Source organism: Acinetobacter sp. ACIN00229, from assembly GCF_016106645.1.
GTDB classification, from domain to species: Bacteria; Pseudomonadota; Gammaproteobacteria; order Pseudomonadales; family Moraxellaceae; genus Acinetobacter; species Acinetobacter oleivorans.
The window spans coordinates 115,093-140,498 of the sequence record NZ_JADWOM010000012.1; the positions used below are offsets into that span (position 1 = coordinate 115,093).

Below are 25,406 nucleotides of genomic sequence, written 5' to 3' on the forward strand. Positions count from 1 at the left end.
TTTTCAGACAGAATTTAAAATCCCCGCTCAATACGGGGATTTTTATTAATCATTTAACATCCCTTTTAAAGAATTCACGACTTGTGGAAACGTCGTATAACCTTCCCTTCCTAAAAAATGCCCGCCATTAGGTACTGTAATGTACGGCGCATCAATTTCTTTCGCTAATTCAATAGTGAGTTTAGGCGGAACCAAACCATCATTATCAGATAAATACACCAACTTTTTCTTTATATTCTTAAAGTAGTTCGTATCGACTTTACTTTTTGTTATATAGGCATCGAGTGGAGAAAAATCTGAAATTGGACCAGAAAATCCAGATACTAAAATCATTCCACCAATATTCTGATAATCATGTCTTTGCAAGAAGTGAAGTAACGTAATCACCCCTAAACTGTGCGCAACAAAATAGGTATTTTCATTAACAGTAGGAATCTGCTGATCTAAAACCTTTTGCCAAGCATCCACATCTGGATGCTCAGAATCTGGAAATGGAATTAAGGTAACAGTCGTATGTTCTTCTTCTATTTTATGTTTTAAATCTAAAAACCAATGATCATCTATAGAAGCAGAGTAACCATGGAGCACAAATATTTGACGCATGTTCTTCTCCTGAAGTTCAAGTGTTTTGGCATTTGCAACAAATGACATTAATCCGAATAACACCAATAAAATGAGTTTTCTGATCATGGAACAAGTACCATTTTGAAATATACAAACATGCTAAACTATGACACCACTGTTAAGGTCAACCCTATTTTATGAACCTTGCCAAAGTTGCCGAACTCACAAAAGTCAGTCCGCGTATGCTGCGTTATTACGAAAGTTTAGGACTTATACAGCCTCATCGGGCGAGTAATAACTATCGAAGCTATACACAAAAAGACATTGAAAATATTAAGAAAATTAAAATATTAAATGATGCAGGCATGCACTTAAAAGACATTCAAGCCTTACTGCCTTGTTTTGATTTAGATGAACGCGTATTTACGCTGTGCTCAGTGGTTCAAGAAAAACTGCAAACTGAACTCATGCATGTGTCTGAACAATTAAACAAACTACAAACTTCTCAAAGTTTATTACAAACTTTTTTAACCAAAGGAAAAGCCGAGAGCACCAAACCATAATTTTTTGATGCTCATGCCACGCTTATTCTTTTAAATCTCCTTCGAGTGCAGCTACATTCTTTTTCTTAATTTTTTCAATTTTTGCATTTAGCTTTAGAACGTCTTGATAAAGTCCATTAAACTTTTTGACCTGAGCATTTTCATGGAAAAGAATCATCTGATCTTTCTTCTGCCATTCATAATTTTTTAGAAGTTTAAACATTTCTTCTGCTTTATCTAAAATTTGTAGCTCAATCATAAAAATTGCATGATCTTGATCAGCTTTTTGCTGAGTTCCCAATTTCATTTCAAGGAGTTGTCTCATCTCTGCATCAACAGATAATTCTTGAACCTTTGCTAAGAAAGTTTTATGAATTTTTTCATATTCAGTTTGATACTGATCTGAAGCCATCCTGACATCAGCTAGCATCTTTTCGGTTTCTACAAACTTTTGCTTTTTATCAAGATCTAAACGATCAACATTTAAAAAAGTATCCCATTTTGCTGCCTTTAACTCTCTTAAATATGCATTTCGTGCATTAATATTTTGAATCCAATAACTTAAAAGAAATTCTGAAATTTGCTTATAGTGTCCTGCTAACCGTTTATCGTGAATATCAAGCTCGACGGGTTTAGACCAGTCTTGCGCTTGCTCATAAAGCTGATTCATTTTTTCAGTCATGACGACATCAAACATTTGACTACTGTCTTTGGCCTGCTGCTGTTTGATATGTTGATAGGTGAAAAAAACAATGCTTGTGATAACAATCAGACTTGCAATTGCAATCAAAACTCGGCGCATACACACCTCCTATTTCCCTTCTTATAGTTTTGCTCTTTATAGTTATAAAATAGAGCTTATTCTTCTTTATATGCCATTTATTTCACAATACGCAACACTGTATTCGCTACTCAAAGCTTTAAATCCTTGTGCATCATCCCTATTATGATGGGTAATTAAAATTTATGAGATTCTCCCATGCGTGTTGATGTCTGGTCTGATGTAGTTTGCCCTTTCTGTTATATCGGTAAAAAACGCCTTGAACATGTAGCTGCCGAAGCAGGTATTGAGCTTGAAATTCACTGGCATAGTTTTGAATTAGATCCTGATGCGCCAGCAAAACATGACACATCAAATACAGAACGTTTGGCTAAAAAATACGGCCGTACCTATGAAGAGATGGAAGAAATGGAGCGCAATATTGCAGCCATGGCTGCCTCTGAAGGTATTGATTTCCAATGGCAAAAGGCTAACTCTGGCAATAGTTTCAATGCACACCGTATTATTCACCTTGCGCAAAGCAAAGGTTTAGGCAACCAAGCAAAAGAAGCTTTTTTCCATGCTTATATGACTGAAGGCCTGGCAATTGGCGAACGTGAGGTTGTTGAAGAAATCGCTTCTCGTATTGGCCTTGATAATGCCGAAGTTGAATTTGTATTAGATACAAATGAACTATCTGACTTTGTTCGTCATGATGAAAAAATTGCGAAAGAGCAGTTAAATGTTACTGGCGTGCCATTTTTTGTATTTGACCAAAGAATTGCGCTCGCAGGTGCTCAACCACGTGACGTCTTTTTAAAAGTCTTAGAGCAAGCACAACTTAAAGCAAATGCTGAAGCTGTTGAGCAAGATGAGGCTGCTGTTTGTGATGATGAATCATGTGATATTCCACAGAAATAAATCAACACAATTGAAAATGTGATGAAATCGTATGTTTTATCACCATTTTAGCAATAGAGCGTTCTAAAAAAAGAACTATCTAATTGTTTAAAATCAGTTTATGATTGCTTCTTAGAATATTCGCGCTGTAATGTTCTGTTTTTTATGTGTTTAATGATCGGAATTTGAAGTTTCCTTGATCTATCATCCCCCTTAATTGGGGGATTTTTTTTGCTTAAAAATAATCGCTACTAGCATAAACTTTTTCATTTATTTCAAATATGTAAAAAAAGTTAAATTTACTTAACTTTTGTGTCGTCCTCTTGATTTTATTAGAAAAATCAACAAAAGTGGAAACAACAACAAAACATAAAGATAGATATGAAAACATTTCACGTAATGCCTTATCGGCAGCTTTTTGCACTTTTAACTCTTGGATTCGGTTCGGTATGCATTGCTCATGCAGAAACGAGCTCTTCCTCTCAAAACCAACAAGTAGAAGGTTTGTCATCTGGAGTTCAAACCGAAGCTACAACAGATGAAAATCTGTTAGATCAGATCCCCCGTTGGGTAGATGCGACCCCAACCATTTTTCCTGAGCAGTCTAGTCAACCTATTGTTCCCCCTACCGAACAAACAGAAGATCAAACGTGGGTTGACCGTAAGCAAAAGAAAATTCGTAATTGGGCCGATCGTACTTCTGAAAAAATTGATAACTGGTTTGGAGAAGTCGATCCACAGAAACCTGCTACTGCAACCATTCGCGTAATGGTCGATAACTATTGGAATGAATACGATAATTTTGAAATTAAGCCCAGAATACGAGGCAGGATTAAATTACCAACGCTAGAAAAACGTCTAAGTGTGGTATTTGGTGATGACTCTCTCGATAACGAATTTAATAACAGTCCGGCCAATATTAACCAAAACCCAAATCAAGACTCCAATAAGAAGCTAAATGGTAAACAAACAAGAGATGACAACAGTTCTATTGCTTTACGTTGGTCAGACTTCTCAAAAAAATTGCCTTTTGAAACAGATGCTGACTTAGGTATCCGTTCTGGAGACGATATTTATGTTCGTTTAAAAGCATCAAGAAATTGGCAACTCCGTAATGATTTTAAATTTTATGCTGAGCAAATTTATCGTTACGGCATAGATAGCGAAAACTACTTACGTACCAATCTTGAACTTACCCATGCCAGACCAAATCAACCGATTTTATCAAATCAGTTCAGCTTAACTTATGCCGATGATCAAGATGATGATTTAAGTTGGGAAAATAGGGTTTTCCGTGAACATAGTTTCTTTGCAAATAACCGTTTTAACTATGGTATTTATACAGGTGGTTATTACAACGACAATGACTTGCGTTTAAATAGTTGGGGACCATTTGTTTCATGGCGCCAACCTGTTTTACGTGAATGGTTCTTTGTTCAAGGAGATGTAAATTACTTTAATGATCACCGTGAAGATCGCAACCATTTCGTCAGCACCTTCTTGCGCTTAGAAGCTCTTTTTTAAGCTGCCAAACATCACCTTGGAACCCACCCAAGGTGATGAATAATAAAATACTTTTAAATAAAATTTTAAGCTTAGCCTCTTAAAGTACTGTTCTAATTTTTATTTTTGATTCCTTCTCTTTAAAAATGAATCAATTCTCACCTTTTTCATTTCAATACAAATCAGCTGCCTTAGTTTGTATTTATAGTTTAGGCGTATTGGCTTTAATTCCGCATACTCAATTTTTTTATAATACGTTCAAGCACCAACGGTCACGGCGTTATCCTTATTCTTCTACGAGTTTTACTAAAGTAAAAAGACAATCACTTTCACTCTCTCCTTGTGAAATAGAGACAAATAATGCTTTACCTGATGACACCTTAATTCAAGAACTAATGGCTGTATTTGGAAATGATACGTTATGGAAACGTGCGACTCAGCCTGAACTAACTTATAAAACCTTTGGTAAGAAAAAGAGGAAGAACTCTTCAGCTCAGGTTTCGACAACTAACCCACTGAGTGCAAGCTGGGCGACTATTTCAACCTGGATGCCTTTTGAAAATAATCTTGATTTAGGTTCAAACTCAGAAAACGATGTTTATGTACAATTTTTGGCAAAGAAAAAATGGAATTTAAGACATAACATTAGTTTGGATACAGAACAGGTATTTCGCTACGGCTCTACTAGCCGGAACTACACCGAAACAACGCTAAACCTAACGCAAAAAATGCAAGACAACACTCTTTTCGCTAATAAATTTAATGTGAATAAGAGTGAAAATGAAGATTATATTTGGGGAAATTGGACTTTCCAGCAGTATCAATTTTTAAAGGATAATCATCTTACTTACGGTGTCTATAGTGGTGGCGTATATACCAAAAATGACATTCGACTAAATAGTTGGGGGCCTTATATTTCATGGCGGTAGCCTGTGTGGCGAAATTGGCTTTTTATGCAAAATGACCTTAACTTTTTTAACCATATTGATGATGATTCGAAACATCAGCTCAGTGTTCAAATGAATCTCGAAGCTAATTTTTAATCAAAAAATATCAAATTGTGGATAACTCTTTCTTTATCCACAAAAAAAGCCCCTGATAGTTCAGGGGCTTTTTTTAAACTGAATTATTTCAGCAATAAGCTATTAATACGTTTTACATAAGCTGCCGGGTCTTCCGGTAAACCACCTTCAGCAATAACAGCTTGATCAAAAATGACATTAGCCAAGTCATCAAACTGTTCTGAACTTTCGAGTTTCTTCACCAATGGGTGCTCAGGGTTAATTTCTAAAATTGGTTTGATTTCTGGTACTGACTGTCCTGCTTGTTTAAGCATACGAATAAGTTGAGGTGATAATTCACCTTCACTTGTCACTAAACATGCAGGAGAATCAACTAAACGCGTTGTTACACGCACTTCTTGCGTTTTAGCTTTCAATGAGTCACTTAGTTTCTCAACAACAGGCTTAAACTGTTCAGCTGCTTGCTCAAGTGCCTTTTTCTCTTCAGCATCTTGTAAGTCACCTAAATCAACCGCGCCTTTAGAGACATTCTTTAATGGTGTACCGTCAAACTCTTGAACAAAATTCATTGCCCATTCGTCAACACGTTCAGCCATTAATAATACTTCAATGCCTTTTTTCTTGAACAACTCAAGCTGTGGTGAGTTTTTCGCTGCCGCTAAGCTGTCAGCAGTCACATAGTAGATGGCTTTTTGGCCCTCTTTCATACGTGCCTTATAGTCAGCGAAAGAAGTTGTCACTTCATCATTTGTTGATGTCGCATAACGTAATAATTTTAAAATACGTTCGCGGTTACCAAAGTCTTCGCCCAAGCCTTCTTTAAGTACTGAACCAAACTCACTATAGAATGTCTTGAATTTTTCTTGGTCTTTTTCATCTTCCGATTTAGCCAAGCCATCAAGTACAGTTAATACGCGGCGTGCATTACCTTCACGAATCGTTTTAACATCACGGCTTTCTTGCAACAACTCACGGCTGACATTCAGTGGTAAATCAGCACTATCCACTACACCTTGAACAAAACGTAGATAATTTGGAATTAAATTATCCGCATCATCCATAATAAAGACACGTTTCACATAGAGCTTAATGCCCGCTTTTGCTTCACGAGTAAAAATATCATGTGGTGCTTTACTTGGAATATAAAGTAGCTGTGTATATTCGGTACTACCTTCAACACGGTTATGCGCCCAAGCCAGTGGCGCTTCAAAGTCATGCGTTAAGTTTTTATAGAACTCAACGTACTGCTCTTCCGTCACTTCGCTCTTGTTACGTGTCCATAAAGCGCTGGCTGAGTTAATTGCTTCCCACTCGTCAGTTTTGACCATTTGGCCGCCTTTAGGCTCTTCACCTTCAGCAACCTCTTCTTCTTGCCAAACTTCTTTTTGCATTTCAATTGGCAAGCTAATGTGGTCAGAGTATTTATTAACGATCTGCTTAACTTTATAAGATTCTAAATAATCAAGCGCATCATCACGTAAGTGCAGAATAATGTCGGTACCACGTGAAGCCTTATCAATTTGCTGAACTTCAAACTCGCCTGTACCACCACTAATCCAACGCACCCCTTCAGATGCATCTAGACCTGCACGGCGTGATTCCACGGTAATTTTATCGGCAACAATAAAACCTGAGTAAAAGCCAACACCAAATTGACCAATCAACTGAGCATCTGCTTTTTGATCGCCAGTCAATTTTGACATGAAATCTTTAGTACCCGATTTTGCAATCGTACCTAAGTTATCAATCGCTTCTTGCTGATTTAAGCCAATACCGTTATCAGAAATCGTTAAAGTTTTATCTTCTTTATTTAAAATGACTCGTACATGTAAATCGGGATCATTTTCATAATATTCAGGATGATTAATTCCTTCAAAACGCAACTTATCACATGCATCTGATGCATTAGAGATCAGCTCGCGTAAGAAAATCTCAGGGTTAGAATAGAGAGAATGCGTCACTAAATGTAAAAGCTGTGCAACTTCCGCTTGGAAACTATAATTTTGTGATGCTTGTTCACTCATAAATCACTCCTTAAATTTTGAAGTCTGGTTGTTCTCGAATGCTTTATGAATGGAGTACTTCTAGAATTTTTCAATCCTGAATATTAAAAATTTTTACTCTAATTAAAATGGACCGTGGCTTAACACTCTATCTTGCAATATTGCATCTAGCTGCTTTTGTCGTTGTTGATAAGCTTTACTAATACAACTTACACCAGCTGCACAGGCATTTCTTTTTTTCAGCCATTGTTGCTGAGCATCTTTTTGATTGTCCCGCCCGCCCATTGGTAAAGCATGTAGAACAATTTGATAGGTCGTCGCCATTTTCACATCAGCATCATTTAAAGAACGGTTTTTACAAATACTTTTTTCCGTTTTCGTTTTTGCAGCGTCACATGAGAAACTTGCGGCTTGCAAACTCTGTGTAAAAGCAATACCACTAAAAACAGCCAAACACATCGCTAATTTTTTGTTCATGATTTTATTCCCATGTTTTGTAATGAATAGAAATTAGTTTAGAAAAAAATTGGCATAAGATATGTATAAAACTGTCTGTTTTATGCTTTTTTTAGTGCAAATAAAATCCATAAAAAAACCTCACATAAAATATATGTGAGGTGCCTGAGTCTAGGTTTATTATTATATTTTTTCTATTTATTATTATGCTTAAAATTTATAGCTATAACCTAAAGTGTAAACAAACGGATTGATATCAAGATCAAATTTATAATCATTTGTTAAAGTAACTTCCGGACTAATATCCATATAACGAACATCTACAAATACTCCCCAGTTTTTAGCATCCGCAGGTTGGAAGTTAAAACCAACTTGTCCTGCCACACCAAAATCTTCTTTAACTTTTACCGCTGCTCCTTGTTCATCCCAAGGAATAAATGCTGTAGCACCAACACCAATATACGGCGTAAAACGAGTCGAATTTTTAAAATGATATTTAGCAGTAATCGTTGGTGGCAACTGTTTAATACGCGCTACATTTTTACCATCTAACAATACGTCATGATTAATAGGTGCTGCTAATAATAATTCTGCCGAAAATGGAGACTGGCCAAAAAAGTATTCTACCGATGGTGTAAATGCATATTCATGATCTGCTTTTACCACGCCTAAAGGTGTTGTTGTATCTTCTGATGGAGCAATAACACTACCACCAAATTTCACTTGCCAGTTACCAGCAAAAGTAAAAGAAGACATCCCCATTAATGCAACAACCAAAGCTTTTTTGAACACTTTAATATCTCCAACCTTATTTATATTTATAATAAACATGTATTTTAAAATCATGCAATACGCATTATAAAATTAATTTATCATTTATTTTTAAATAACTGTTTTAAATAAAAATATATATTAACCAACTATTTTAATAGGTTTTTATTCCAACCTTATTAATCAAGATTATTTTATATTACCAACTATTTTAATATACTTTTTAATTCTGAGTATTTTAATATAATTTATTTTAAATACATCTTTTATTTAACCAATAAAAAACCTTCTTAATTTAAATCCAAAGATCATCATTAAGAAGGTTAATAATTTAATATTTTATAAAAAACTATAAAACCATTGCAGCAATCCAGCCAAAAATTAATAGCGGAATATTAAAATGAATAAATGTAGGTACAACCGTATCCCATATATGGTCATGTTGCCCATCTACACCTAAACCAGCTGTTGGGCCTAAGGTCGAATCAGAAGCTGGTGAGCCTGCATCACCTAATGCTGCTGCTGTCCCAATAAGGGCAATCGTCGCTAATGGTGAAAATCCGAACTGAACGCATAACGGTACATAAATAACAGCTAATACAGGCACACTTGAGAAAGATGAACCAATACCAATCGTGACAAATAAACCAATACAAAGCATTAAGAAAGCTGCAAGTGCTCGATTATCCCCAATGATTTCAACCACACCTTTGACCAGTTGATTGATATCCCCTGTATGCGTCATTACCGATGCAAAGCCCGCAGCAGAAATCATAATGAAACCTACCAAGGCCATCATTCGCATACCTTGTACAAAGACATCATCTGCATCTTGCCACTTAAAAATTCCGGCAGTAGATAGAACAGCAAAACCGACTAAACCACCCAAAATCATTGAACCCGAATAGAGCTGTGCAGCCAGTGTCAAGCCAATTGCAAGCAATGCCATATAGATCGTTTTCTTTGCAATTACGGGCGCTTGCTCTGCCTCATGCTTTAACTCTTCTGCATCTGCTTTTAAGTCAGCTGTTTCATCTTGCGCTATTGCACGAAGAGGCTTATCTAAATCAATCGTTGTAGTTGGTGTAATAGCGCGATCAGCATAAATTCTTGGTTTACGGTAGCTAATAAATACCGCAACCAAAGTACCTAAAACCATTCCCAGAACTGGAATAGCCATGCCAATTGACATCATGCCACGCTCTACATGTAAGCCATACGCTGCGCCAACTTTGTTGATATTCCCCATCAAAATTTGTTCAAGGAAAATTGCACCAAATCCAACCGGAAGAAAAATATAAGTTCCGACTAAACCTAGCGTAAGCACACAGGCTGCTGCTCGACGATCTAACTTTAAATGATTCATTACCCGTAATAATGGCGGAACGAGTACAGGAATAAAGGCGATATGAACCGGGATTAGGTTCTGAGAGAAAATAGCAGCGATGAGTAAAATACCCAACAGTAGATATTTCACTTTCGTTTCGCGGCTTTTTCCAGCTTCCATTCCCAACAAACCAATCAGTTTATGGGCAAGTAAATCAGGTAAACCAGATTTTGAAAGTGCCAGAGCAAATGCCCCTAACACAGCATAGGCAAGTGCAACTTCAGCACCATCGCCAAGACCAGCGTTAAAAGCATCAACGGTTTGAGAAAGGCTTAAACCTGCTACGAGGCCACCTACAATGGCAGAAACCACTAAAGTCAGTACGACAGAAACGCGCGCCAGTGATAATAAAAACATCACTGCAATCGCAATAACGACAGCATTCATGAATAAATTCAGAGCAAAACAAAAGGCGACATTCTAACAGATTCAGACCTATGAAGCCGAAAATATCGCCGAATTAACAGTTTTATGCAGTCACTCAATGATTAAGCTTGGACCTTAATAAACTGACGAATATGATCCGCAATTTTTGCCGGCTCACTTAGAATTGCCCAGTGATTTGCTTCAAGCTCTACATATTCAAAATTTTCCACCCACTTTGGCATAGCCTCAGTAATATATTCAGGGCTCACAAAAGTATCATATTTTAAAATAACGGCTTTAACTGGACATTGAGCATAACGCTGACGAGGGCCAGTTAAACGAGGAATAAAATTTGCTCGATATAAATTAATGCCATATTTCCCATCTGCATTAATATTATTATTTAAAGGTAAATTACTTTTTCTCTCCAGCTGAGTCAGGACTTTCCCCCATTTTTCAGGGCTAAAAAGAGACCATACTGTTGGTGCTAACAAAGGAAGATGGAATGCACCGATATACCAAGATTTGGTTAATATTTTTAGGATCTGAGCTGGTGAAGATTTAAATTTATCACGTAAAAATAAAGCTGCATGGTCAAGACATGGTCCAGAAATGGTTGTGTATGATAATAACCGTCCTTTAAATTTAGGCTCAGTTACCGACTCCCAAGATTGAATTGAACCCCAATCGTGTGCAGCCATATGGAATTGACGATTTGGTAATAATTCATCAACCACTTCTTGTAAATCTAGAGATAACCGCTCTAAACGGTAATCGCGTATGCGTTTTGGTATAGACGACAAACCCGCCCCACGTACATCATAAGTGACAATGTAAAAGTCATTGATCAAATGTTCAATGATTGACTCCCATACTTCTTGATTGTCAGGATAACCATGTACTAAAACCAACGGTGTATTTTTTTCGTCGCCCCATGTTTTGGCACAAAGGGTTTGTTGGTCACTTGTTGTTACTGTATGAACTTTTGGCTGCATAATCATTTCCTATCTTGTTTTTCAATCGATCATGTCGTTAGTCGGATAGAGCATTGCCATCAATATAAAAAAGATGATACTTATCTAGTATGAATACTGTTTCAATAAAAAAAATTGACTATTATGGCTATTTTAAGAAGACTTCAGAACAATCCTACGATTTCAAAATTTCTATTTAATCACTACCCACCTTATCGTGGCGCAGGGATTTGTATTGAAATCATGAATTTAGAGCTTTGCCATGTACGTGTGAAAATGCCTCTGACCTGGAAAAACCAAAATTTGGTCGGAACACACTTTGGGGGTAGTCTTTATTCAATGGTTGATCCATTTTACATGATGATTCTGCTGCATCATCTCGGATCAAAATATATTGTCTGGGATAAAGCTGCTGAAATTAATTTTCTTTCCCCGGGTCGAAGTACGGTACATGCAGACATTCGAGTAGATTTAGCTGAGATTGAGCAAATACGTGAGCTTGCCGAAAACTACGAGCCTGTTTTAAGAACTTATCATCTAAATATTTTTGATGAATCGGGGGTAAGAATTGCTGAAGTAAAAAAAACACTTTACATCAGACGTAAAAAAGCAAAACCTTTCCCTCAATGAAAATAAGCGCTAAAAAGCGCTTATTTTATTCACTCAATAGAGTGTTATCTTTTTTCTTCAATCGCCGCACCAGCACCACCACCAATCGCACCGCCAATTGCAGCACCAGAGTCACCACCCAATATTGCTTTACCTACCACAGAACCAATACCAGCTCCGATTGCGCTCTTAGTCGTGGTTTGCTTACTACCACCTTGGCTATTTGAACCAACACCAGCACCGACTGCTGCACCTAAGCCAGCACCAACACCACCGCCTACATGGTTACCTAAGCCACCACCTAGTGCTCCACCTGCTGCTGCTGCACCAATACGCTGGTCAGACGGACTCATATTTTGACAACCCGTAATCATAAGCGTAGACAACATTAAAGCAGAAACTAATCCTATTGTTTTTTTCATGGCCATACTCCTACTACCTGTTCTAATAAAAAGAATAATCCTCTTTTATGAGGAATTTGATCAGATTGTGTTATTCATCTGTCCTAATCGATTGATATTTTGTAAAGCTCTTCTATTTATGATCATCAAGCAAAATTTTAATTATAAAAAAGACATAAAAAAGAAGTCTCTAACAGGTTAAAGACTTCTAGGCTTAAACATTATTAGGAATAATTTTAGTACTTCCCTTTCTTCTCTTCATAAGCTGCGCCCGCACTACCACCCAGTGCTCCACCTGTAGCAGCACCGGCATCGCCACCAATGATTGCACCACCTAACACCGCACCAACACCGGCACCAATTGCACTATTACGCACGGTTTTACTACTAGATCCTTTTGCATTAGCTGCTACGCCAGCACCGAGAGCCGCTCCTAAACCTGCGCCAATATTACCGCCCACATGTTTACCTACTGCACCACCTGCACCACCACCAATCGCAGCTGAACCAATACGTTTACTCTCTGGGCTTGCATTCTGGCAACCAACAAACAAAGTTGTTGACATCAGGCCAACGCTCACAATCATCATCATTTTTTTCATTAGATTTACTCCAGTCTTCATAAGCATGTAGCCTAATCTGTTTTTGTGGAGCGTTTATCCCGCTTAAGTAATAAAATAATGGCTCTTTAATATGTTTATGTAATTACCACTTTTAATTGTTATAAATAAATATAAATAAAAAAGGCACCCTGAGGTGCCTTTTTTAGTGCCAGTCTAAACTTAGAATTGTTCTGAGTTTAATGCTTGGCTAAATGCTTGGTCTACTTCGCTGAAGTCATTGTGAAGCTCATGTTCAGCAGCTTCTGCTTCTTGACGACGACGTTCTAAGTGGTATGCAAGACCAGTACCAGCTGGAATCAAGCGACCCACTACAACGTTTTCTTTCAAGCCACGTAAATCATCTTCTTTACCTGTTACAGCAGCTTCAGTTAACACACGAGTTGTTTCCTGGAACGATGCAGCAGAGATGAACGAGTCTGTAGAAAGCGATGCTTTCGTAATACCCATCAATTGACGCTCAAACTTCGCAGGGAACTTGTTCTGAGCCAAGACAGCTTGGTTCTCTTGAACAACGCGGATGTAATCCACTTGCTCACCTTTGATGAAGCTTGTATCGCCACCATCAGTGATATCAACTTTACGCAACATTTGACGTACGATAACTTCAATATGTTTGTCGTTGATTTTTACACCTTGGAGACGGTATACGTCTTGAACTTCGTTCACGATGTAGTTAGTTAATGCAACTTCACCTTTCAAACGTAAGATGTCGTGCGGGTTTTGTGGACCATCAGAAACTGTTTCACCACGGTTCACATGCTCGCCTTCGAACACGTTGATTTGACGCCATTTTGGAATCAATTCTTCGTAAATCTCAGAACCGTCATCTGGGGTAATTACTAAACGGTTTTTACCTTTAGTTTCTTTACCGAAGCTTACAACACCTGAAACTTCAGCAAGAATTGCATGTTCTTTCGGTTTACGTGCTTCGAACAAGTCAGCTACACGCGGAAGACCACCGGTAATATCACGAGTACGTGATGTTTCTTGTGGTACACGACCAATAACGTCACCCACACCAATCGTTTCGCCATCGCGAACAGTTACGATTGTGTTTTGTGGCAAGAAGTAGAACTGTTCGCCGCCATCTGTTGTATCCAATACGATTGCAGGACGTAAATCTTTACCAGAAGCAGGACGAGCTGTTACAGGCAAGATTTCAACAGTAGTCATACCAGTTGCATCATCAGTTTTCGATGTTGCAGTTACACCATCAGCGATTTGGCTGAAACGTGCTTTACCAGCAACTTCTGTTACTAATGGATGTGTATGCGGATCCCAAGTCGCTACGATGCCGCCAGCTTCTACAGCTTCACCATCTTTCAACAAGATGCTTGCACCGTAAGGAAGTTTATAACGCTCGCGCTCACGGCCTAAATCATCGGCAATACCAATTTCACCTGAACGTGAAACTGAAACCAAGTGGCCTTTTGCATGTTGTACAGTTTTCACATTATGGAAACGTACAGTACCTTTGTTACGTACTTGAACACTGTTTGCAGCAGAAGTTCGGCTCGCAGCACCACCAACGTGGAACGTACGCATCGTTAACTGTGTACCTGGTTCACCAATAGATTGTGCTGCCATTACACCAACTGATTCACCTGGGTTAACCAAGTGACCACGTGCAAGGTCACGGCCATAACATCTAGCACATACACCAAAAGCAGATTCACAAGCAATTACTGAACGTACTTTGACTTCATCCACACCCGCTTCTTCAAGATGAGCTGCGATTTTTTCGTCAATTAACGTACCACGAGGTAATACAACTTCATCATCAGATGCACGACGTACGTCTTCAGCAGTTACACGACCTAATACGCGGTCACGTAATGGCTCAATGACATCACCACCTTGAATGAATGGAGTCATTACCAAACCACCAGCTGTACCACAGTCAGGTTCGGTAATTACTAAATCTTGCGCTACGTCTACAAGACGACGAGTCAAGTAACCAGAGTTCGCAGTTTTTAATGCTGTATCGGCCAAACCTTTACGCGCACCGTGTGTTGAAATAAAGTACTGAAGTACTGTTAAACCTTCACGGAAGTTCGCTTTAATCGGTGTTTCGATAATCGAACCATCTGGTTTTGCCATCAAGCCACGCATACCAGCAAGCTGACGAATCTGCGCCGCACTACCACGGGCACCAGAGTCAGACATCATATAGATGCTGTTGAATGATTTTTGTTTCTCGTCTTCACCTTGTTTGTTTTTCACAAGTGTATAAGACAAGTTATCCATCATCGCTTTAGCAACTTGGTCGTTTGTACGCGCCCAGATATCGACAACTTTGTTATAACGCTCACCAGCAGTTACGAAACCTTGTTCGAACTGTTGTTCGATTTCACGAACTTCTGTTTCAGCTTTATCAATAATTGTGTGTTTAGTAGGTGGAATTAACATGTCTTCCATACCTACAGATACACCTGAACGAGTCGCTTGACGGAAGCCCAAGTACATTAATTGGTCAGCAAAGATAACAGTATCTTTCAAACCAAGTTTACGGTAGCAAGAGTTGATTAACTTCGAGATATTCTTTTTAGTCATCTCAAGGTTGATCATGTCAAAGCTTAAGCCTTGTGGAACAACTTCCCAAAGCAAACAACGACCTGGTGTCGTATCAACAATAATAGTTCCGTGTTCACGTTCACCATTTTCATTGATAACAGTTTGATGCACACGTACTTTAACACGAGCATGGATCGCAACCTGACCAGTTGCAAGTGCACGGTTTACTTCGTGAGTATCAGCAAACACCATGCCTTCGCCTTTAGCATTTACTGCATCACGCGTGATGTAGTAAAGACCCAAGACAACGTCCTGAGAAGGAACGATGATCGGCTCACCATTCGCTGGTGACAAGATGTTGTTTGTTGACATCATCAATGCACGAGCTTCTAACTGTGCTTCAAGTGTCAATGGAACGTGTACCGCCATTTGGTCACCATCGAAGTCGGCGTTAAACGCAGCACAAACGAGTGGGTGAAGACGGATTGCCTTACCTTCAATAAGAATAGGTTCAAATGCTTGAAGACCTAAACGGTGAAGTGTTGGCGCACGGTTCAACATTACTGGATGTTGACGAATTACAGAAGCAAGAACGTCCCAAACTTCTGGAGTCTCGCGCTCAACCATTTTCTTCGCAGCTTTAATGGTTGTTGCTTGACCTGAAGCTTGTAGTTTCGCAAAAATAAATGGCTTGAATAATTCAAGTGCCATTTTCTTCGGAAGACCACATTGGTGAAGACGTAAAGTAGGACCTACAGTAATTACCGAACGACCAGAATAGTCAACACGCTTACCAAGTAAGTTCTGACGGAAACGACCTTGTTTACCTTTGATCATATCTGCCAAAGATTTTAATGGACGTTTGTTAGAACCAGTAATTGCACGACCACGACGACCGTTATCAAGCAATGCATCCACAGACTCTTGTAACATACGCTTTTCGTTACGTACGATAATGTCTGGTGCTGCAAGATCAAGAAGACGCTTCAAACGGTTGTTACGGTTAATGACACGACGATATAAATCGTTCAAGTCAGAAGTCGCGAAACGACCACCTTCAAGTGGAACTAATGGACGTAAATCCGGTGGAAGTACAGGAAGTACATTCATCACCATCCATTCAGGCTTGTTGTTTGAATCGTTGAATGCTTCCATCAATTTCAAGCGTTTAGACGCTTTTTTCAACTTCGTTTCAGAAGTTGTTTGAGGAATTTCTTCACGTAAACGTGCGATTTCAGCTTCAAGATCGATATCTTTTAATAAGTCCTGAATCGCTTCTGCACCCATTTTCGCAGTGAATTCATCACCGTGCTCTTCAAGTGCATTGAAGTATTCTTCGTCTGTTAAAAGTTGGTACTTTTCAAACGGAGTCATACCAGGATCAGTTACAACGTATGATTCGAAATACAATACGCGTTCGATATCACGAAGCGTCATATCAAGTAATAAACCGATACGAGATGGTAACGATTTTAAGAACCAGATATGTGCAACTGGAGAAGCGAGTTCAATGTGACCCATACGTTCACGACGAACTTTCGCTGTAGTTACTTCAACGCCACATTTTTCACAAATGACGCCTTTGTATTTCATACGCTTGTATTTACCACACAAGCATTCGTAATCTTTTACTGGACCAAAAATTTTGGCACAGAACAAACCGTCACGTTCTGGTTTAAAAGTACGGTAGTTAATTGTCTCAGGTTTTTTAACTTCACCATGAGACCATGACTTAATCATTTCTGGTGACGCAAGACCAATACGGATACGGTCAAACTCAATTGGTGCATGACCATCTGAGTCCGTTTTCTTACGCATGATATCGAGCAAGTCTTTCAATTTTTTTCTCCGTGTGTCGGGAAGCAACGCTTACCCGACTGGGTCACAAATATTGTTTTTTCCTAAAAAATCGTGAGTCTTACGACTTAGTCACCATTTTTCAGTTCAATGTTGATACCTAAAGAACGGATCTCTTTGGTCAATACGTTGAACGATTCAGGCATACCCGGATCCATATAATGGTTACCATCTACAATATTCTTATAGATGCGTGTACGACCTTCAACGTCATCCGACTTAACAGTTAACATCTCTTGAAGAGTATATGCTGCGCCGTAAGCTTCAAGTGCCCAGACCTCCATCTCACCGAAACGCTGACCACCGAACTGTGCTTTACCACCAAGCGGTTGTTGTGTAACAAGTGAGTAAGAACCAGTTGAACGTGCATGCATTTTGTCATCAACCAAGTGGTTCAATTTGAGCATGTACATGTAACCTACAGTTACAGGACGATCAAACTGTTCACCCGTACGACCATCAAACAATACTGTTTGACCAGTACGTGAAATGTCAGCTAATTCAAGTAAATCTTTAATTTGGCTTTCTTCAGCACCATCAAATACAGGAGTAGCTAAAGGCACACCAGCACGTAAGTTGCCAGAAAGAGCTAAAACTTCAGCATCAGTTAAGCTATCAAGATCTTCTTGCTCGCCACCAACTTTGTTATAAATCTTGTCTAAGAATTCGCGAAGTTCTAAAACTGTACGCTGTTCTTTCAACATTTTTTCGATTTTATCGCCAAGCCCTTTAGCCGCCATACCCAAGTGAGTCTCAAGAATCTGACCCACGTTCATACGAGATGGTACACCCAATGGGTTCAATACGATATCTACTGGTACACCGTTCGCATCGTGTGGCATGTCTTCAACAGGTAAAATGTTAGATACAACACCTTTGTTACCGTGACGACCAGCCATTTTATCACCAGGCTGAATACGACGTTTAACTGCTAGGTAAACTTTAACAACTTTCAGAACGCCTGTTGTTAACTCATCACCAGTCGAAAGCTTACGTTTCTTCTCTGCAAACTTCTCATCAATTTCTGCGCTCTTCTCTTTCAAGAACACTTGAATTTGAGATAAACGTTCAGCAATTGCTTCGTCTGTAGGTTGGATTTCAAGTAAGTCAACAAGCTCTAAACCAGACAACATATCTTCAACAAGTTTGTCGCCACGTTTAGTCGAACCACCACCGTTAGATTCTTGGCCTTTAAGCAAACGAATTACACGCTCACGAGCTGCTTCTTCAAAGATCTTGTATTCTTCTTTCAAGTCTTTACGGTAAGAGTCAAGCTGTGCTTTTTCAATTGCTAACGCACGGTCATCTTTCTCTAAGCCATCACGAGTGAAGACTTGAACATCGATAACTGTACCTTTAGTACCAGATGGAACACGTAAAGACGAGTCTTTAACGTCAGCTGCTTTCTCACCGAAGATTGCACGAAGCAATTTTTCTTCAGGAGTTAACTGAGTTTCACCTTTAGGCGTTACTTTACCAACAAGGATGTCACCAGCAGTAACTTCAGCACCGATATAAACGATACCTGATTCATCAAGTTTAGAAAGTGCAGCTTCACCTACGTTAGGAATATCGGCAGTAATTTCTTCTGCACCTAACTTAGTATCACGTGCTACACATGATAATTCTTGAATATGAATAGAAGTTAAACGGTCTTCTTGAAGTACGCGCTCAGATAACAAGATCGAGTCTTCGTAGTTGTAACCATTCCACGTCATGAACGCTACACGCATGTTTTGACCAAGCGCAAGCTCACCCATATCTGTTGACGGACCGTCTGCCAAAATGTCACCGCGAGCAACTTTGTCGCCCAAATTCACGATAATATTTTGGTTAATACAAGTGTTTTGGTTAGAACGTGTATATTTAATGAGGTTGTAAATATCTACACCAGCCTCACCTGCAATCATTTCATCTTCGTTTACACGAATAACGATACGAGAAGCATCTACATATTCAATCGCACCACCACGGTTTGCGATCACACATACACCAGAGTCACGTGCTACGTTCGCTTCCATACCTGTACCTACAAGCGGTTTATCCGCACGTAGAGTAGGAACCGCCTGACGTTGCATGTTTGAACCCATTAATGCACGGTTCGCGTCATCGTGTTCAAGGAATGGAATAAGCGATGCAGCTACAGATACAACCTGCTGTGCAGATACATCCATATGCGTCACTTTTTCAGGTGGAATACGTACGAATTCACCTTGATGACGAACAGAAACAAACTCTTCTGTTAAGTTACCATCTTTATCTACAGCAGAATCGGCCTGTGCAATAACAGTACCTACTTCTTCAATAGCAGAAAGGTATTCAACAGCATCAGTTACTCGGCCATCTACCACTTTACGGTAAGGTGTTTCCAAGAAACCAAAATCATTTGCTTTTGCATAAACAGAAAGCGAGTTGATCAAACCAATGTTTGGACCTTCAGGCGTTTCAATTGGACATACACGACCATAGTGAGTTTGATGTACGTCACGTACTTCAAAGCCCGCACGTTCACGCGTTAAACCACCAGGTCCAAGCGCTGAAACACGACGTTTATGTGTAATTTCAGATAATGGGTTGTTTTGATCCATAAACTGAGACAATTGGCTTGAACCAAAGAATTCTTTGATTGCAGCTGCAACTGGTTTTGCGTTAATGAGATCTTGCGGAGACAAATTATCTGTTTCTGCTTGGCTTAAACGTTCTTTAACAGCACGCTCAACACGAACTAAACCAACACGGAATTGATTTTCAGTCATTTCACCAACAGAACGTACACGACGGTTACCTAAGTGATCGATATCGTCGACTTCACCTTTACCGTTACGGATTTCAACTAATGTACGTAATACATCGATGATATCTTCGTGCGATAAAATACCTTCTACTTCACGTGACTTCTGGTCAGTACCAACTTCGTATGGACGACCCAAACGACGGTTGAACTTCATACGACCTACTGGAGATAAGTCATAACGTTCAGAAGAGAAGAATAAGTTATTAAATAAGTTTTCAGCAGCTTCTTTTGTTGGTGGCTCGCCTGGACGCATTACTTTATAGATTTCAACTAATGCTTCTTCACGACCAGATGTTGTGTCAGCACGTAATGAGTCAGCAACAAATGAACCACGGTCAATATCGTTCGTAAACAAGATATTGAATTGTTTAACGCCGCCTTCTGCTAGTTTCACCATAACTTCATGGCTTAACAATGTATTTGCAGCAATCACATCACCATTACGTAAAGTAATGTCTTCAGCAGTGATACGCTCATACAAGTACTCATCAGGAACTGATAGCTTAGCTAAACCAGAAGCTTCCATTTGACGTACGTGACGTGCATTAATACGTTTACCTTGTTCAACAATGATTTTACCGTCATTGTCAGCAATATCAAATTGCGCCATTTCGCCACGCAGACGATCCGGAACGAGGTCAATTTGATAGCTACCCATATCAAGATATACAGGCACTTTCTCATAGAACAAATTCAAGATTTGTTCATTGTTATAACCCAATGCACGCAACACAACAGTTGCTAATAATTTACGACGACGGTCAATACGTACATAAACTAAATCTTTAGCATCAAATTCGAAATCTAACCATGAACCACGGTAAGGAATAATACGTGCAGAATAAAGTACTTTACCACTTGAATGTGTTTTGCCTTTATCGTGATCGAAGAACACACCAGGTGAACGATGTAATTGAGATACAATTACACGCTCAGTACCATTGATAACAAAGGTACCATTGTCTGTCATAAGTGGCATTTCACCCATGTAGACTTCTTGTTCACGTACGTCTTTAATAGATTTAGTTTCGCGATCTTTAATAATCAAACGAATTTTTACGCGCATTGGTGCCGCATAAGTCGAACCACGTAAAATACATTCACGCACATCAAACTCAGGCTTACCAAGGCTATACTCAACAAATTCTAAAGCAGCATTGCCAGAATAACTTTCTATAGGAAAAACTGAACGAAATGCGGCTTGGAGACCGATATCTTCGCGGTTTTTTGGAGATTTGCCGCCTTGTAAGAACGTTCTATACGAATCGACCTGAATCGAAAGTAAGTACGGTGCTTCCATTACTTGGGGCAATTTACCAAAATTCTTACGGATCCGTTTCTTTTCGGTATATGAGTATGCCATCTGGAGTCCTCGGAAAGTAAACCAAGCCCGCCTGCAGAACGGGCTCAGAAGGAATTACACAGGCCGATATGGCCACCACTGTTTACAAATGCTGCAATTTTTAGTGGTATTAAAACGCTTAACAATATTTTTTAAAAAGAAAAATATTGGTAAGCATTTGAAATTACTTTGATTCTTCTGAAATATAACAGTTATTGTACAGAACAAACAAAAATCGAGCCGATTATTGTAACGCAAAAAGGCTGATGACCCAAGAGCCATCAGCCATTTTATGGAGCCGATTTAAAAACCGACTCCTTTTACAATTACTTAAGTGTAACTGTAGCACCAGCTTCTTCAAGTTTCTTCTTAAGTTCTTCGCCTTCTTCTTTAGAAACGCCTTCTTTAAGAACTTGTGGAGCACCTTCAACTAGGTCTTTAGCTTCTTTAAGACCAAGGCCAGTTGCTTCACGAACTGCTTTAATTACAGCTACTTTGTTAGCACCAAAAGAAGTCAACTCAACGTTGAATTCAGATTGTTCTTCAGCAGCAGCAGCAGCAGGAGCAGCAGCTACAGCTACAGCAGCAGCAGATACGTTGAATTTTTCTTCAAAAGCAGAAATAAGTTCAACAAGTTCAAGAACAGTTTTTTCAGCAACTGCGTTTAGGATTTCTTCGTTTGTTAAAGCCATGAGATTAACTCCAAATGGGTATTGAATGGTGTGGAAGTAGATTTAAGCTTAAGCAGCTTCTGACTCGTTTTTCTCTTGAAGCGCTGTAAGTAAGCGACCCAATTTCGAAATAGGAGCTTGAAGAACAGATGCGAGCATAGTAAGCGCTTTTTCTTGGTTTGGAAGGTTTGCGATAACGCTAACATCAGCACCTTGATAAAGTTTGCCGTCAAATGCAGCAGCTTTTAATTCAAATGCTTTGTTAGTTTTAGCAAATTCTTCAAACAAGCGTGCAGCTGCACCCATATCGTCTTCAGAAGTTGAGAATGCTAAGATTGTTGGGCCAACAAGGTTGTCATTCAAGATTGCAAATTGCGTATCTTGAAGAGCACGTTTAGCCAAAGTGTTACGTACAACACGTGTAGCAACACCTAGTTTACGAGCTTCAACACGAAGAGTAGTTAATTGCTCAACGGTTAAACCTTGATAGTCAGCAACAACGGCAGCGAACGCTGTAGAAGCAGTTTGAGCCACTTCAGCAACGATCTGTTTTTTGCTTTCAATAAGAAGAGCCATTGTAAAACCTCCTAACGGTGATTTATGTACTCAAAAAAGTACACTCCCAATTCGCAAGTCAATAAAGATTTGACTTGCACGCGGAGGAGGAATAAATCACACCACCGCGTCTACGCAGGCTGGGCTATTAAGAAGATATTCAAAAGAAATCTCTTCGCCTGTGGTCTTTGACGCTGATAAATTTACATTTACCAATTCAAAGTCCGCCTGATGAGTGAGGAAACAAAGCAATACTTTGAAAGGGTATAAAAACCTATGATTTTTATACCCTGCCCTCAATCAGGACTTTAAAATTCTTGACTAAGTTTTAAACTTAGTTAGAAACGTTGCTTACATCAACAGTAAGACCAGGACCCATAGTTGAGCTCAAAGTGATCTTTTTGATGTATACACCTTTAGAAGTTGCAGGTTTTAACTTTTTCAAGTCAGCAACTAAGGTTTCAACGTTTTGACGGATAGCAGCAGCTTCAAAGCCTAATTGACCGATCGCAGCATGGATAATACCCGCTTTGTCTACACGGTAACGAGCCTGACCAGATTTAGCGTTTTTAACAGCATTCGCTACATCAGGAGTTACAGTACCAACTTTAGGGTTTGGCATTAAACCACGTGGACCAAGAATTGTACCGAGCTTACCAACAACACGCATAGCGTCAGGAGCAGCGATTACAACATCAAAGTCAAGGTTTCCACCTTGGATGCTTTCAGCAAGGTCATCAAAACCTACAACATCAGCACCAGCTTCTTTAGCAGCTTCTGCTTGCGCGCCTTGAGCAAATACAGCTACACGTACAGTTTTACCAGTACCTGCAGGTAATGTAGTTGCACCACGAACAACCTGATCAGATTTACGTGGGTCTACACCAAGATTTACAGCTACATCCAAAGATTCTTTGAACTTTGCAGCAGGTAGGCTGTTAAGAACTTGCACTGCTTCTTCCAAAGTGTAAACTTTGTTTGCTTCAACAGCAGCAGCAATGGCTTTTTGACGTTTAGTTAACTTTGCCATGTCTTATAGCTCCACTTCCAAGCCCATAGAACGCGCAGAACCAGCAATGGTACGTACACGTGCGTCTAAATCAGCACCAGTTAAATCTGGTTCTTTAGTAGTCGCAATTTCTTCTAACTGAGCACGAGTCAACTTACCAACTTTAGTTTTGTTTGGTACAGATGAACCCTTTTGGATACCAGCAGCTTTCTTAAGAAGAATAGAAGCTGGAGGAGTTTTCATGATGAATGTGAACGACTTGTCGTTGTACACAGTAATCACTACAGGAATTGGAAGACCTGGTTCAACTTTTTGTGTAGCAGCATTGAATTCTTTACAGAATGCCATGATGTTTACACCACGTTGACCTAATGCAGGACCAATTGGTGGAGATGGATTTGCTTTACCAGCTGGAACTTGCAGCTTGATATAGCCGTCAATCTTCTTAGCCATTTTAAAATACCTCTGGGTACAAACGCCGCTAGGCTCCCCAATCTTTACGCAACACTACTGTTACAACAACAATGCCCGATAAAATCGGGCGCTTTTCAACCAATTAAGATTAAATCGTTTTTTCGACTTGGCGAAATTCGAGTTCAACCTGAGTTGGTCGATTAAATACATTAATCGTCAACGTTAAACGTGACTTTTCGTATTGAACTTCTTCCACCACACCTTTAAAGTCTGTGAATGGACCGTCAATAACAAGTAATTCTTCACCAGGCTCAAACATCGTCTTAGGACGTGGTGCTTCACCTGTATTACGTACACGCGCCAGAATCGCATCTGCTTCGCGCTGAGTGATTGGTGCTGGTTTTTCAGGTGTACCACCAATGAAACCTAGAACCTTTGGACATTCTTTAACGATATGCCAAGTATCATCATTCATTTCCATTTCGACTAATACATAGCCAGGAAAGAATTTACGCTCAGATTTACGTTTCTTACCATCCTTCATTTCCACCACTTCTTCGGTAGGAACAAGGACATCACCAAAGCTATCAGCAACAGCGCTACGCTGGATTCGTTCTGTAAGCGAACGCAACACTTGTTTTTCATAGCCAGAGTAGGCATGAATAATGTACCAACGTTTCATAGCTCTTTTACCCGATAATCAACTTAATTAACCAACCCAAACCATAGTCAAAGCACCATAAAACCAATGATGCAACAACTACAACCAATAGAACCTGCCACGATGTAGTGACTGTTTCTTGTTTTGTTGGCCAAGTTACTCGACGCAATTCGACTCGTGCATCTTTTAGCAAACGAACGAAGCCTTTACCTTGATGGGTGGCGTATAATAAACCTAAAGCCACAACGATACAAGCAAAAATTGCCCCAACGCGCACCCAAATATTATTTGCAGGCGCCCAATACGCTGGTAAATACTGATTCACCATAGTAGCTAAAAGCAAGAATGCAATTGCAATCACCCATAGAACAATATCTAGAGGCGAACCAGAACGAACAACTTCAGCAGAATTATTTCTTTGAGGAATTGGCGCGTCGCTCAATGCGTCACGCGATTTATCATTCGACATTTTTGTACTCGTCGTAGAACTCGCGACTTATTATATGAACAACTAAGCCAGCATCAAGCTTTTTATTTCAAAATATGGCAGGTCAGGAGGGACTCGAACCCCCAACATTCGGTTTTGGAGACCGACGCTCTACCAATTGAACTACTGACCTATAATGCAAGTTGAGAGCCAAAGCCCTCAACCTGAGACGTAATCCGTCACTATATTATGCTTATGCAGTTACTTTCGCAACAACACCT

General features: G+C 39.4%; 21 protein-coding genes, 1 tRNA gene and 1 pseudogene. 5 read left to right on the forward strand and 18 right to left on the reverse strand.

The features are described from left to right. Nucleotides 1-45: 45 nt before the first annotated feature. Nucleotides 46-690: an RBBP9/YdeN family alpha/beta hydrolase gene (locus I7H67_RS12790; protein WP_198308008.1), complete on the reverse strand. Its 645-nt coding sequence runs from the start codon at nucleotides 688-690 to the stop codon at nucleotides 46-48. A gap of 71 nt (nucleotides 691-761) precedes the next feature. On the opposite strand from I7H67_RS12790, the gene I7H67_RS12795 reads away from it, so the two are divergent. Beyond that, nucleotides 762-1,127 (forward strand): MerR family transcriptional regulator, encoded by a 366-nt coding sequence (locus tag I7H67_RS12795; protein ID WP_151823012.1) that lies wholly within the window; start codon nucleotides 762-764, stop codon nucleotides 1,125-1,127. Between the two features lie 22 nt (nucleotides 1,128-1,149). On the opposite strand, the gene I7H67_RS12800 is transcribed toward I7H67_RS12795, so the two are convergent. Continuing rightward, on the reverse strand, nucleotides 1,150-1,908 hold the full coding sequence (locus I7H67_RS12800; protein ID WP_198308009.1) for a hypothetical protein: 759 nt from the start codon (nucleotides 1,906-1,908) through the stop codon (nucleotides 1,150-1,152). Between the two features lie 177 nt (nucleotides 1,909-2,085). Between I7H67_RS12800 and I7H67_RS12805 the strand changes: the two genes are divergently transcribed. The 3 genes and pseudogenes from I7H67_RS12805 to I7H67_RS12815 all read left to right on the forward strand — a co-directional run bounded on the left by I7H67_RS12805 (nucleotide 2,086) and on the right by I7H67_RS12815 (nucleotide 5,312). Continuing rightward, nucleotides 2,086-2,787 carry a DsbA family oxidoreductase gene (locus tag I7H67_RS12805; RefSeq protein ID WP_198308010.1) on the forward strand — a complete coding sequence of 234 codons (702 nt, stop codon included), beginning with the start codon at nucleotides 2,086-2,088 and terminating at the stop codon, nucleotides 2,785-2,787. 360 nt (nucleotides 2,788-3,147) lie between these two features. Continuing rightward, on the forward strand, nucleotides 3,148-4,290 hold the full coding sequence (locus tag I7H67_RS12810) for a hypothetical protein (RefSeq protein WP_151766802.1): 1,143 nt from the start codon (nucleotides 3,148-3,150) through the stop codon (nucleotides 4,288-4,290). A 125-nt stretch (nucleotides 4,291-4,415) separates the two neighbouring features. Beyond that, nucleotides 4,416-5,312: pseudogene (locus I7H67_RS12815) on the forward strand (selenocysteine synthase). A gap of 83 nt (nucleotides 5,313-5,395) precedes the next feature. Here the strand turns inward: I7H67_RS12815 and htpG are convergent. The 5 genes from htpG to I7H67_RS12840 all read right to left on the reverse strand — a co-directional run bounded on the left by htpG (nucleotide 5,396) and on the right by I7H67_RS12840 (nucleotide 11,275). Next, the gene (htpG, locus tag I7H67_RS12820; protein WP_198308011.1) at nucleotides 5,396-7,315 is read right to left on the reverse strand and encodes a molecular chaperone HtpG; all 1,920 of its coding nucleotides are present in this window, start codon (nucleotides 7,313-7,315) and stop codon (nucleotides 5,396-5,398) included. Nucleotides 7,316-7,417: 102 nt separating this feature from the next. Continuing rightward, nucleotides 7,418-7,771 (reverse strand): lysozyme inhibitor LprI family protein, encoded by a 354-nt coding sequence (locus I7H67_RS12825; RefSeq protein WP_192455207.1) that lies wholly within the window; start codon nucleotides 7,769-7,771, stop codon nucleotides 7,418-7,420. 189 nt (nucleotides 7,772-7,960) lie between these two features. Further along, complete coding sequence (locus I7H67_RS12830; protein WP_151823017.1) at nucleotides 7,961-8,542, reverse strand: OmpW/AlkL family protein; 582 nt, start codon at nucleotides 8,540-8,542, stop codon at nucleotides 7,961-7,963. A gap of 328 nt (nucleotides 8,543-8,870) precedes the next feature. Continuing rightward, complete coding sequence (locus tag I7H67_RS12835; protein ID WP_151828286.1) at nucleotides 8,871-10,295, reverse strand: Na+/H+ antiporter family protein; 1,425 nt, start codon at nucleotides 10,293-10,295, stop codon at nucleotides 8,871-8,873. A 101-nt stretch (nucleotides 10,296-10,396) separates the two neighbouring features. Then, nucleotides 10,397-11,275: an alpha/beta fold hydrolase gene (locus I7H67_RS12840; RefSeq protein WP_192455208.1), complete on the reverse strand. Its 879-nt coding sequence runs from the start codon at nucleotides 11,273-11,275 to the stop codon at nucleotides 10,397-10,399. A gap of 117 nt (nucleotides 11,276-11,392) precedes the next feature. Between I7H67_RS12840 and I7H67_RS12845 the strand changes: the two genes are divergently transcribed. Beyond that, nucleotides 11,393-11,878 carry a DUF4442 domain-containing protein gene (locus I7H67_RS12845; RefSeq protein ID WP_192455209.1) on the forward strand — a complete coding sequence of 162 codons (486 nt, stop codon included), beginning with the start codon at nucleotides 11,393-11,395 and terminating at the stop codon, nucleotides 11,876-11,878. Between the two features lie 44 nt (nucleotides 11,879-11,922). Here the strand turns inward: I7H67_RS12845 and I7H67_RS12850 are convergent, their stop codons facing one another. The 11 genes from I7H67_RS12850 to I7H67_RS12900 form a co-directional block, all read right to left on the reverse strand. Beyond that, complete coding sequence (locus I7H67_RS12850) at nucleotides 11,923-12,279, reverse strand: hypothetical protein (protein WP_004795095.1); 357 nt, start codon at nucleotides 12,277-12,279, stop codon at nucleotides 11,923-11,925. Between the two features lie 215 nt (nucleotides 12,280-12,494). Further along, nucleotides 12,495-12,860 carry a hypothetical protein gene (locus I7H67_RS12855; RefSeq protein ID WP_005301737.1) on the reverse strand — a complete coding sequence of 122 codons (366 nt, stop codon included), beginning with the start codon at nucleotides 12,858-12,860 and terminating at the stop codon, nucleotides 12,495-12,497. A gap of 180 nt (nucleotides 12,861-13,040) precedes the next feature. Beyond that, entirely contained in the window at nucleotides 13,041-17,234 is a 4,194-nt protein-coding gene (rpoC, locus tag I7H67_RS12860) for a DNA-directed RNA polymerase subunit beta' (RefSeq protein ID WP_013199106.1), read from the reverse strand. A gap of 86 nt (nucleotides 17,235-17,320) precedes the next feature. Beyond that, nucleotides 17,321-21,409: a DNA-directed RNA polymerase subunit beta gene (rpoB, locus tag I7H67_RS12865; RefSeq protein ID WP_005301734.1), complete on the reverse strand. Its 4,089-nt coding sequence runs from the start codon at nucleotides 21,407-21,409 to the stop codon at nucleotides 17,321-17,323. A 305-nt stretch (nucleotides 21,410-21,714) separates the two neighbouring features. After that, the gene (gene rplL, locus I7H67_RS12870) at nucleotides 21,715-22,080 is read right to left on the reverse strand and encodes a 50S ribosomal protein L7/L12 (protein WP_005037257.1); all 366 of its coding nucleotides are present in this window, start codon (nucleotides 22,078-22,080) and stop codon (nucleotides 21,715-21,717) included. Nucleotides 22,081-22,128: 48 nt separating this feature from the next. Further along, nucleotides 22,129-22,635, reverse strand: coding sequence for a 50S ribosomal protein L10 (gene rplJ, locus I7H67_RS12875; RefSeq protein ID WP_004699170.1), 507 nt, complete (start codon nucleotides 22,633-22,635; stop codon nucleotides 22,129-22,131). Nucleotides 22,636-22,948: 313 nt separating this feature from the next. Further along, a complete protein-coding gene (gene rplA, locus I7H67_RS12880) occupies nucleotides 22,949-23,644 on the reverse strand; it encodes a 50S ribosomal protein L1 (protein ID WP_005301727.1) in 696 nt (231 codons plus the stop codon). 3 nt (nucleotides 23,645-23,647) lie between these two features. Then, entirely contained in the window at nucleotides 23,648-24,076 is a 429-nt protein-coding gene (rplK, locus tag I7H67_RS12885) for a 50S ribosomal protein L11 (protein WP_001074682.1), read from the reverse strand. A gap of 109 nt (nucleotides 24,077-24,185) precedes the next feature. Continuing rightward, a complete protein-coding gene (gene nusG, locus I7H67_RS12890; protein WP_003654499.1) occupies nucleotides 24,186-24,719 on the reverse strand; it encodes a transcription termination/antitermination protein NusG in 534 nt (177 codons plus the stop codon). A gap of 7 nt (nucleotides 24,720-24,726) precedes the next feature. Beyond that, nucleotides 24,727-25,167, reverse strand: coding sequence for a preprotein translocase subunit SecE (gene secE / locus I7H67_RS12895; protein ID WP_004795106.1), 441 nt, complete (start codon nucleotides 25,165-25,167; stop codon nucleotides 24,727-24,729). A 75-nt stretch (nucleotides 25,168-25,242) separates the two neighbouring features. Next, nucleotides 25,243-25,318 (reverse strand) — tRNA-Trp (locus I7H67_RS12900). Between the last annotated feature and the right edge of the window lie 88 nt (nucleotides 25,319-25,406).